This window comes from Caballeronia jiangsuensis, from assembly GCF_046030135.1.
In the GTDB taxonomy this organism is placed as follows: Bacteria; Pseudomonadota; Gammaproteobacteria; order Burkholderiales; family Burkholderiaceae; genus Caballeronia; species Caballeronia jiangsuensis.
Map to the genome: position 1 here is coordinate 54446 of NZ_JAQQDB010000045.1, position 10417 is coordinate 64862.

Annotated in this window: 8 protein-coding genes and 1 pseudogene; 7 read left to right on the forward strand and 2 right to left on the reverse strand. The window is 58.9% G+C overall.

All coding sequences use genetic code 11. The features are described from left to right. Window positions 1–140: 140 nt before the first annotated feature. A complete protein-coding gene (locus tag PQR08_RS32465; RefSeq protein ID WP_408163678.1) occupies window positions 141–629 on the forward strand; it encodes a PliI family lysozyme inhibitor of I-type lysozyme in 489 nt (162 codons plus the stop codon). 848 nt (window positions 630–1477) lie between these two features. Here PQR08_RS32465 and PQR08_RS32470 read toward each other — a convergent pair. Then, entirely contained in the window at window positions 1478–3232 is a 1755-nt protein-coding gene (locus PQR08_RS32470) for an MOSC domain-containing protein (protein ID WP_408163680.1), read from the reverse strand. Between the two features lie 1012 nt (window positions 3233–4244). Here PQR08_RS32470 and PQR08_RS32475 point away from each other — a divergent pair. Both PQR08_RS32475 and PQR08_RS32480 read left to right on the forward strand, forming a co-directional pair. Then, window positions 4245–4502, forward strand: coding sequence for a lipocalin-like domain-containing protein (locus PQR08_RS32475; RefSeq protein ID WP_408163682.1), 258 nt, complete (start codon window positions 4245–4247; stop codon window positions 4500–4502). Window positions 4503–4615: 113 nt separating this feature from the next. Next, the gene (locus PQR08_RS32480; protein WP_408163684.1) at window positions 4616–5137 is read left to right on the forward strand and encodes an SgcJ/EcaC family oxidoreductase; all 522 of its coding nucleotides are present in this window, start codon (window positions 4616–4618) and stop codon (window positions 5135–5137) included. A gap of 105 nt (window positions 5138–5242) precedes the next feature. Here the strand turns inward: PQR08_RS32480 and PQR08_RS32485 are convergent, their stop codons facing one another. Continuing rightward, window positions 5243–5719 carry a lipocalin-like domain-containing protein gene (locus PQR08_RS32485; RefSeq protein WP_408163686.1) on the reverse strand — a complete coding sequence of 159 codons (477 nt, stop codon included), beginning with the start codon at window positions 5717–5719 and terminating at the stop codon, window positions 5243–5245. A gap of 652 nt (window positions 5720–6371) precedes the next feature. On the opposite strand from PQR08_RS32485, the pseudogene PQR08_RS32490 reads away from it, so the two are divergent. The 4 genes and pseudogenes from PQR08_RS32490 to PQR08_RS32505 form a co-directional block, all read left to right on the forward strand. Further along, window positions 6372–6967: pseudogene (locus PQR08_RS32490) on the forward strand (zinc-binding dehydrogenase); the annotation flags it as partial. A 200-nt stretch (window positions 6968–7167) separates the two neighbouring features. Beyond that, window positions 7168–7716, forward strand: coding sequence for a DUF1003 domain-containing protein (locus tag PQR08_RS32495; RefSeq protein WP_456264724.1), 549 nt, complete (start codon window positions 7168–7170; stop codon window positions 7714–7716). Window positions 7717–8472: 756 nt separating this feature from the next. Next, the gene (locus PQR08_RS32500; RefSeq protein ID WP_408163688.1) at window positions 8473–9207 is read left to right on the forward strand and encodes a hypothetical protein; all 735 of its coding nucleotides are present in this window, start codon (window positions 8473–8475) and stop codon (window positions 9205–9207) included. Window positions 9208–10071: 864 nt separating this feature from the next. Next, window positions 10072–10417, forward strand: a 346-nt coding sequence (locus PQR08_RS32505) for a transposase (RefSeq protein ID WP_408163690.1), incomplete at its 3' end; no start/stop codon positions are given.

Sequence of the window (10417 nt, forward strand, 5' to 3'; positions counted from 1 at the left end):
TACTCTACGCGCGTGAGGCCATCGTCGTCCTTCATGGCTTCCGCTCCTACCAATGAGACATTGAGGATGCACAGGTGGACATCTCTCACGAGCCGGCACCCACCTGCCATGCCAGGTGAAATCAAGCGCCGACTCCATCCATGAAAAATTTCGCCAGCGTCGCCGTGTTCTGTGCATCTCTCTCAGCCGCCCCGGCCTTCGCCACCGGCGACTGCAAATTCCTGAAAAAGGTCACTCTGTCCGAGCAACGGACCGCCGTTATAGCTACTGGCGATCTGGAACCCTGCTCACTCGGCAGTTATACGGTGCGTATCTACTCATCGGAGAATGTCCAACCCGGCCATGACACGACCTTTTACAGGTTTGGCCTCCTGCAGGAGCGCAATGGAACAGTTGAAGACACGTTTCTGGCCAACCTGGGGCCACGTGTGCCATCATCCTTGATCGTCAGGATCCGATCAGTGGGCAGCGGCGGCTATGTGAGCGCGCGCGCCTATGTTATTAACAAGAACGGCATTCATCTGGTGGCCGCGGTAAGCGACCAGCAACCGCAAACCGATCTTGTGGCTGCTCTAAAACGGCAACTGGCGCGGAGACCGAAGTCGAGCGCCAGCTTGTCGACAAACTGACAAGACGGGACCGGTCACACTGCGAAGACGATCTGACGCATGCTGGCTTTAAGACTCGCTAAAAAAGACGTTGTTGAACGGCACCCATGCACGGCTTACTGGTGTCGGTAAACTGCGTTTCCGCTTCAACGATGTGCGCGGTCCATTTCACGGCCTACAAACAATGGTAATGATCACGCTCAACGGATTGCAGGACGGCGCGACCTGAAATCCATAGTGGGTTGACTCCGGCCCGAGGCCTCGCTCGGTAACGGTCATTCGCTGAGCGCGGCGTGCGACGCGCTGTGGACGTCCTACAACGACCGAGCACCCACGAACCAACCGGACGAGCGAACGGCCGTTGTATCGTGGGAAACGGCCCTTGGGATAGTTCGCCTGCGGCGACCGTCGCCCGAACTGCTGGACCCGACCCATAACCGCCCTTCGGCCCCGCGTTCGTTCGCCGGTGGACGAAGATAAGTGAGCAACATCTCGACATGCATGGCGGAGATTCGGTCGATGGCGACGAGAAAATTCCGCGGTACGGCGGCTGCGGTCCGGGGAGACTACTTCGCGGTGGCGTGCCCGTCGCGCGAGTTGAATAGGCAAGGGCTGACGCGTCGGATTCACACGCCGATGATCCGCACGCCGATACGCTGCTCGCGCACTATGAGTCGGACGATCCGCCCTCGCTGCACTATCGCGATGGCACGCGGCGCTACGCCGTCAAGGCGTGGTCGCGCTCTCCGTTCAGCGAGCGCGAGGTCGAATCGTCGCCGGGCGTGCTGTCGAGCATGCTTGCCGACGAGCGGACTGAGCGCTGAATGTTGCTCGCAAGCTTCCGCCGTGCGGGTCGAATCGCCTATGGCTTACAGATCGACGACGATGTCCCGAACCGGCTGCGCGCAGCAGATGAGCAGGTTGCCTTCGGCGGGTCGGTCGAGCGGCTCTGCCTCATAGGCCACCGTGCCCGACACCAGTCCGCTTTCGCAGTTGTGACAGACACCCGTGCGGCACGACCACCGCACGGGAACGTCGCAGGCTTCAGCCAGTTCGAGAACGCTCTGGTAGACCGACCGATTCCAGTGCGCGGTAATGCCGCTCCTTGCGAACGACACCAGCGGCCCCGTATCGGCATCGTCCTTCGGCACATGGGGACTGCGTTTCGCCGCTCCGACGATGCCCGGATTCAGCGGTTCGCCGCCGTTGAACATTTCGGCGTGAATCCGTTCCGGCCCGACGCCCATGCCGGCGAGCGCCGCTTTCACATCGTCCATGAAGCGCAACGGTCCGCAAAGATAGATGTCCGCGTCGCGCGTGATACCAGCCCCGGTTAGAACCGCTTGCGAGAGGCGCCCGGTCGCGTCGAAATCGACGCCCTCACGGTCGCCCGAGGCAGGCTTGCTGTAACAGACGTGGCTGCGTCCGTGGGCGAGCGTGGACATCAGACCGCGAGCTTCGGCGGCGAACGGATGATGCTGTCCGTCGCGCGCGGCGTGCATCCACAAGACCGGCCGCGTCGAGCGCGACGCCGACAGCGCATGCAGCATCGAAAGAACCGGCGTCGCGCCGATGCCCGCGCTGAGCAGCACCACGGGTCCGTCGCCCGGCTGCAGAACGAAGCTGCCGCGCGGCGCGCTGACGTCGATCGTATCGCCAACGCGCACGTGTTGCTGAAAATAGGACCCGGCTGCGCCATCGGGCTCGATCTTCACGCTGATCCGGTAGCTCTCCGGCGAACGCCCGCCTGAAATTGAATAACTGCGGAAAAGCGGCGGTCCGCCGGCCGTTCGCTGGAGACGCAACACCAGAAATTGCCCCGGTAGAGCAGGGTGCAGCGGCTGACCATCCGCACTTGTGAAGCTGACCGAGAGCACGTCGGCGGATTCAGGTTCGACTGCCGAGACCTTGAGTGGCCGGAAACCCGGTGCGGCGGCATTCGCTGCGGCTGCCGCCGCGAGCCCGGGATTTCCGCCCTTCGCGCCGTCCTTCAGAAGCGCCTCAAAAGACCGCCGCCACCCCGGCGACAGCGCTTCGATCCGCAACGCTCGCTCCAGATGATCGGGCGGATGATGAGCCGAGTAAAGCAGCGCATTGACCTGCGTGACGCTCATGCGCTCTTCGGCTTCGCCGATCTTCACGATCTCGTCGCCCGCGCTCACGTCGCCTTCCTGCAGGACGCGTAAGTAGAAGCCGGGTCGTCCGCTCGATGTGAGCAGGGCGGGCATCCGCGGTTCGTTCATGCGGATGCCGACGCGATAGCAGGTCACGCGGGGCTGCGTCACTTCGAACAGCGCGCCGCCGATCCGATAGCGGTCGCCGATGCACACATCGGAATCGGATAGTCCTTCGATCGTGAAATTCTCGCCGAACTGTCCGCAGGCAAGGTCGCTGCGCTTCAATTCCGCCTGCCAGTAGCGCGACGATTCGATCTGGTAGACGAAGACGGCACGCTGCTCGCCGCCGTGGCCCGCCAGATCGCCTTGGCCGTCGCCATCGAGGTTCAGCCGTCCGACGCGGCACCGGCCGCGCACGGGTTCTTTCCAGATGCCGGTATGCACCGTGCGGCCTTTCCACTCGATGTCGCGCGGAAGCCCGACATTCACCGATAGTAGTCGCGCCATGGTCATCACCGCTCGATGTGTTCGCACGGCACTTGCCCGTGCGGAGTGAAGCCCGATTGGCAGAGCCACGATCTCGGGTCGGTCTTTCAGCGTGAATGATGATACGGACAAGTCGTTAGTCCGCCTAGTTTAAACATGCTCGCGGGAGAATGCCGGGGCCGTGCCATTCGACGAATCCGCGGCACACAGCCGATCGCCGGGTTCGCGATCGATGAGATTGGTCCGTTAGGAACGGTCCGTCACCCATGATGAGCAGGAAATGGGCGTTGCGTAGGCCAAGAGTCTTTGCTGGCGATGACTCAATACAAAAAAATTGCACTGTCGGTCAGTCCCTGTAGCGCCACGCATCCCCTCGGTTCGTTGAACATGCAAAGATTGGTCTTGAACGCCGCGCGGAATGCCCTCGCTGCGCACGTAACGACGAAGTCGGCCAGATCCGGCCGTCGGCTCTCGATTGCTATGTGACATCCAAAAGTCGGTTGGCACGCCGACTGAGGTCGTCCACTGACCCTGCAGTGCGCTATTGAACAGGAATCGGCTGAAGCTTGTGCTCGGTGGGGCATACCCTCAGAAATCGCAAGCCGCCGAGGACATGTTTGATTGCTGCCTTCTCGTCAGTGTTGTAACTGCCTTGCGATAAGGAGCCGCTTCATATTCTCGTTGTAAAGTCGCCTGCTCCCTATTCCTCAAACGCTTCCCCGCCAGGTTGTCCAGCCGGTCGCAGCATCAAATCTATCTTTTGCGTTAGAAACCACTAGTATTCTTTCAGCATTTGCACCCGCTGCAGACTAACGCACGGACGACACGCTTCGACCGACATTCGCATCATCTCGTGCATCGAATTGATGTAACCGGCAAGTGCGTGTCGGATTTTGCGGACCGTATGCCGTGACGCGCCGGAGATAACCATGAATGCGGCACTCAAAGCCTTCGCCCTCGTCGCGATCGTGGTCCTTTCCATGTATATCGCAGTGCCGGACGCACGTGCGCAATCTCTCAGCCTGGCCGGATCGTGATCGCTGTCTCGCTAACTGTCACCCGAAGCGGAACCGAAGAGGAGCTGCTGGGCGCGCATCCGGAAGGTCTGCTCGTGTTCGGGAACGATGGCCGCTATGCACTGGTCGGTGTTCGCGCCAACCTGCCGAAATTCGCTTCGGGCAACCGGGTACAGGGAGCGGTCGACGAGAACGCACGAATTGTTCAGGGAAATGTTGCTCATTTCGGCACATATACAGTAGACACCGCCACGCACTCACCGCTGCTGGAATAGTGGCGCGCAATCTCGATAAGTCTCGCGGTCGTCAAAAGGGCCGTTCGACCACTGACTGGCGCTTCCCCTGACGCGTCGAAATTCAACCAGAGGGAAATGTGAGACACGTACAGATGTGGACAACGTCCTTCATTGCGGTTGCGGCGATCAGTTGCAGTATTGGCTGCTCGCAAATTACTCTGCTGGACAGCGCAAGTAATTTTCAGGACGAATCTGCGATTGAAAGAGTGATCTTTGAGATGACAGACGGCTTCAACAGCCACGATGCGGAGGCAGCCACCCGGATGTACACGGAGGATGCCGACTTCGTCAGTGTCCGCGGTGATGTGGCAAAGGGAAGGGCTGATATTAAAAAGGTGCTGGCTGCCATTCTGCGCACAAGGGCAAGGAACGCAACGCTCGAAACCCGCGGCGTGGCAATCCGATTTATTCGGCCAGACGTTGCTCTCGCACACGTTACCAACGAGCTGAGCGGACTAGTAAATGCTGAGGGACAGGCACTGCCCGCGCAACGGGAGTTAAGCCTCCGAGTATTCGTGAAGGAGTCCGGGGTTTGGCGGGTTGCCGCTTTCCAAAATACACCAACAAAGCCGTTTGAGACTAGCTCCAAGAGTCAAGGTGCTGCCGCGCCGTGACAGACGCAGCCGTGGCGATGTTGCGAGCAACTCGGCCAGTCGCGATAGAGAGCAAGCGGCCCAGATCAACGTGTATTGCATGGGGCGGATCGAATCCGATACCTTCTACTTGGCTCGCTTCCATTCGTTGGTCGGGACAATTTCTCCATCGGAAGTCTTCACGGGAGAGCCGGTCGTCGTCAGCATATCGCCGCTCAAGACGACCTGCTGTTTGCGGACCGCTCCGTCGAACGCCGGCGAGGTACTGGATTCGACGTTATAAGTTAGCGTGCTGGCAGACTCGTCGACCGTATATGTTCCGTAGTACGCGATGACGGGACCGATGGGCACGCTTGGATTGGCAATCGTCCTCGGGCGGTCCTTGCCCACGAGATAAAACGCCATATGGCCGGTCGAATCGAGCATGAGGTTGCCCGAAGCCCAAGGAACGATTGTCTTGCCATTTGCGAGCTTCTCCGATCCTGATGTCAAGGTCCAGGTGCCGACTACCTGCTGTTTCAGATTTTGCGCATCCGCTGGCAGCGCGGCGCTTGCGCACAGAACAGCAAATACGGTTTTCATAACCAGGCCACGTTGTTCCATTGAGCTCTCCTTGGATCGTGAAACACATCGGAGACAGCCATCGTGCCGCCTCTAAGCAATCGTTTCGGGCCGGATGCAAGGTCACTTAAATACATCCCAGTTCGCCTGCCCGCCCGTGCAGAAGCGCGTAACGGAATATTAGAGGTTTGTAACGCAAATGATAGGTTTACCATTGTGAGCGGCCAGACAGGCCCGCCGGTTGGCGTTGTTGAAGAAAAAGGTGCAGCACTTTCCTTCGCTAGGCAGCTAAAACACCCTGACGACGCACGAAGCGTCTGGACATTCCTGATTAGCAGCAAGACAGAACGTCGGCGGAAGAGCGATGTGAGCGGTCTCCGATCGAGAGAAGAACGGCCGGTACGGCCCACGGATGCCTCGGATTCTGGCTCCGCAAAGGTGCCCTCAAGCCGAGAAGAGAGGAGATTGTTTGGATGCCTTGGGTGAACGTTGGGAACCGCGGCTCCCCGGCCACCTACCGACGTTGCTCCACATTCTCACGATGACGTTCGAACGCCGCGCCCCTCCCGGAAGCAGCCGTTCACATGATGGAGCGTTGAACGGCACAAGCGAAGGGGGTGCGCTGCTGGCGGTTGGTCGGGACATTTTCCCGGGACCAATTTCGGCGATCTCGTTCTGATACCTAGTTTCAGCTCCGATCGACGGCACGCAAGCCGAATACGTGCGCATTCCTCATGCCGAAACGAGCCTTTTCCCGATTCCCGCCGGCGCCGATGAGGAAGCGCTCGTGATGCTTTCCGACATCCTTCCGACCGGCTTCGAATGCGGCGTGCTGAACGGCAAGGTGCAGCCCGGCTCGACCGCGGCGATCGTCGGCGCCGGGCCGATTGGTCTCGCCTCGCTCTTGACGGCGCAGTTCTATTCGCCCGCGCAGATCGTAATGATCGACCGCGATGCGAACCGGCTCGACATCGCGCATACGTTCGGCGCGCCGGCGTGTATCGATATCGGGCAAGCGGACGCTGTCCCGGAGATCATGAAGCTGTCCGATAGCGCGGGCGTCGATTGCGCAATCGAGGCCGTGGGCGTGCCGGCGACTTTCGAGCTGTGCCAGTCGATCGTACGGTCAGCACACCGATGCTGCTCAAGACCGTGCGCTCGAGCCGGCTCGATCCCAACAAGCTGATCACGCACCACTTTCGCTTGGACGACATCATGAACGCGTACGAGACCTTCGGCCACGCCGCCGACACGCATGCGTTGAAGGTCATCATCGAGGCGTCCGGGTGAGTTGTATCCCAAACGGCAGGTCTGGGTTCACGCCAAGCCGGAACGAGCAGTACACTCAGTCTGTTGCCGCGCTTAATGCTTGGCTAGAACGATCGTCCAGTGACGAGTTTCGCCTTGTTCATTGCCGCGCATCTGCATGGCGTCTCGTGCCGCAGACCTGACTGGCGGCTTGCCGCGCCGACCAGGCCCTGGAGGGAATGATGGAAACCATGAAGCCCGACTCGGCTACCGTTGCGTTCGGCCGTCCGACAATTGATCACTTCCGCTTCCATCGTCCTCATGTGCACCTTGCTTCAGCGTTTGGCAACGACACATTCGCACTCAAGGCGGAAGCGTTTGCGCGTTTTTTTGGAACGCCTCTGTTTCTAGGTACGCAAACAGCCATCGTTGCGATCTGGATTGCAGTGAACGTCCTCGGCCTTACGAGGTTCGACGTCTATCCATTTATTCTGCTCAATCTGGCATTCAGTCTCCAGGCAGCTTATGCAGCGCCGCTAATCCTGCTGGCGCAGACGCGACAGGCAGCGCGAGACACCGTGCACGCCGAGGCTGACGCACAGCACAGAGAGGCGCTTGCCGTCGCGAACGAGCAACGGCAGGAGATCGCAGCCCAGAACGCGGCACAACTGCTGGAGCTGTTGAAGCGAAACACTGAGCTCACAGAGCTTACTCAGAAGTTAATTCAGCGGGTAGAGATGTTGACCGCCGAGTTGCATGAGAAGCTCGTGCAACAAGATTCGACGCCGTAATATCGCGTGGTGCTGCGCCGGTTGCGGCGAATCTAGTCGAGCGCATTCTCGGGAGCACTCCGGTATGCGCGGCTGTGGATCCCGCGTCCACCACGCCACACCGTCAACGAAAATCAAGCGGTATGGGATCGCAGGAAACTGCCCGGTGAGCAGCTAACTTAATGGGAACACGGGCTGCGAAGGGCTGTGTTTGCCGCCCTAGGCACGGTATCTGCGAACCGGCTCGGCAGCATCACGGCGTCAATTGCACTGTTCCGTTTGCAATTGCGTGATGGAAACGCGATGGTACGCTACCGCTCATTTCCAACAATGCTGCTCAGTTTGAAGCCCGTGGATCGCCTATTGTTGTCGGCAGGCTTCGAACGACATTGCGGCGCCATGAGGAAAACTGGACGGGCCAGGATATTGGGGTACCCGGTGTATATCAGTTAACAGGAAATTTCTGTGATCGCTCACACCGGGCTAGCGCATTCTTGAAAATGGCGAAACATCTTGTGATTCGCTTTCGGCCACGACTTTCCTCAAAGGGGATTGGAGATGAGTCAGCGAGAATTGGCATCTCGGTTACTCTTGGCGGGTATTCTTTGCCCCTTTCTAAGTGCATGTGGCGGCGGGGACTCTAACGGCCCCACAGCTACGCACACAAGCGTGTCAATGACGGCGGCTGACCGAAAGCAGACCCCCCCGATAGAGGCACGTCTACCGACCCTGGTGCCTGGATTCAAAATCCAAGTTTATTCCAGTGTCGATCAGCCTATGAAGTTGTCTTTCGCGCCCGACGGCGCACTCTATGTTGGACGACAGGGAGGCAACAACCGGATTCATCGGATCACTCCCGGGGGAAGTTCGGTTTCCGAATTCGGTCCACCCATGGTCGACCCGGATGCCGTTCTTTTTGACGCCGCTGGGCGTGTCAGTGGCACCCCTAACTCCGTCCTCGTCGGAGGAGGAGTCCTCGCTGCGGTCTTCCCAGATCAAACGTCGACGGTCGTCTTTAATGCGGGCTTCGCCGATGTGGATGACATGAAGTTCGACGGCTTGCGACGCCTCATTTTCTCAGATGATCTTCCTCGCGTCCTCACAAGCAGCGGGGGCGCCCTGACTGTATTGATTTCTCTTCCTGTCCGGCCTGGCAGTATCGCCGTCGACAGAGACAATCGAATTTTTCTGGCGCTGGAAGATGGGACAATCCGCATTTACAACGCAGATGGAACGCTTGCAGCCAGCGCGTTTGCGACCGGGTTGGCCGGTCTCGATACCTACCTCGCCTTTGGTCCGGGGGCAGGAGGCTTTGGGCACGAACTCTACGTCCTGAATGGAAGCGATCTTCTTCGCTGTGATATGAATGGTAAAATCACCGCGATTGGATCCGGATTCAATGTGGGTCCGTCGTCGGGTACTGGATTTGTGTTTGGCCCTGATAAAGCGCTCTATGTTTCAGAATACTCTAACAATCGGATTCTAAAAATTACTAGGGGAAACGGAGACTAAAAGCGATGGCGCGGAATAAAAGTCGTAGAACTGGTTCCTCCGCTCCTGCGTTGCGATTTCGAACAGCTGAGGCCCTCAGCTATTAAGCGAGCGTTCGACAGAAGCGCTCGAAAGGTCGTCTACGCGTTGGCTGTCGGTTCGGCGGGTCTGTGGTTGTCGGGTCCGGATAGGCAGTTCCTAGCGCCGCGCGGGCGGCAATAGGCAGTGAGAGGTGGATATTCCGGGCCACGGAGGCCACGATGATCGACGACGACCTCTTGGACTCCGTAAAACGGCTGCGCGAATGGGCTTAGGCGCATCCGCATGTGCGGCGACTATGGGTTTATGGCGGTCGACTTAGGGGCGTCCAGCGGAAAAACAGCGATCTCGACGTTGCCATGGAAATCGACCCTATCGGCTCCGTTGAGACGGCAACGGTTTCGTGGGTCTGTCCCCGCACTGAGTGGGAAATGAGATGACCGCGCTCGTCCCATATAAGGTGCACCTCCAGGAGTACGATCTTACAAACCCAACGTCAGGCGTCGTCGCATATATCTGTTGCTGTGCCTCGCTGGTCTATCAGCGCGATCCTATGGTCGAGGAACAGATCGTAGTAGACGGCGAGCGCCAAAAAGCCGGGACTCTTTGTGACGCGTCACGAGGAGTGGAAGCCTCGGACCAAAAATTGGCTGTTCCGCCCCCAAACCGGACGTCCAGGGCGAGAGACAGTGGAGGTCGGCTGTGGGTCGAGTTCTGCCGGACGCGAACCGACCAAGGGCGGCCTCGTTCGCAAGGTCGACGTCGGACCGGGATCGGCCCAGATTGTGTCAAAACGCATTTTTGGAGCGCTGAAATTTTGCTATCCGACGGCGGAGGACAAGCAAAATGAAGCGGTTCGTTCGAGGCGACGATCGTAACCAGAGCTTTCTCCTTCCCGAAGCACTTGATGATTACGTGACGGACACAAATCCGGTCCGCGTGATCGATGTCTTTGTAGAAGAACTTGATCTTAATGATCTGGGGTTCGAGGGAGTACAGCCTGCGTTGACTGGAAGGCCGGCTTATCATCCTGAGGTGATGCTTAAGATCTATATCTACGGGTATCTCAATCGCATCCAGTCCAGTCGTCGTCTTGAACGCGAAGCGCAGCGAAATATCGAGCTGATGTGGCTCACTGGTCGACTGGCTCCGGACTTTAAAAGGCGGTTTCAAACCGAAGTGCAACGGGGGG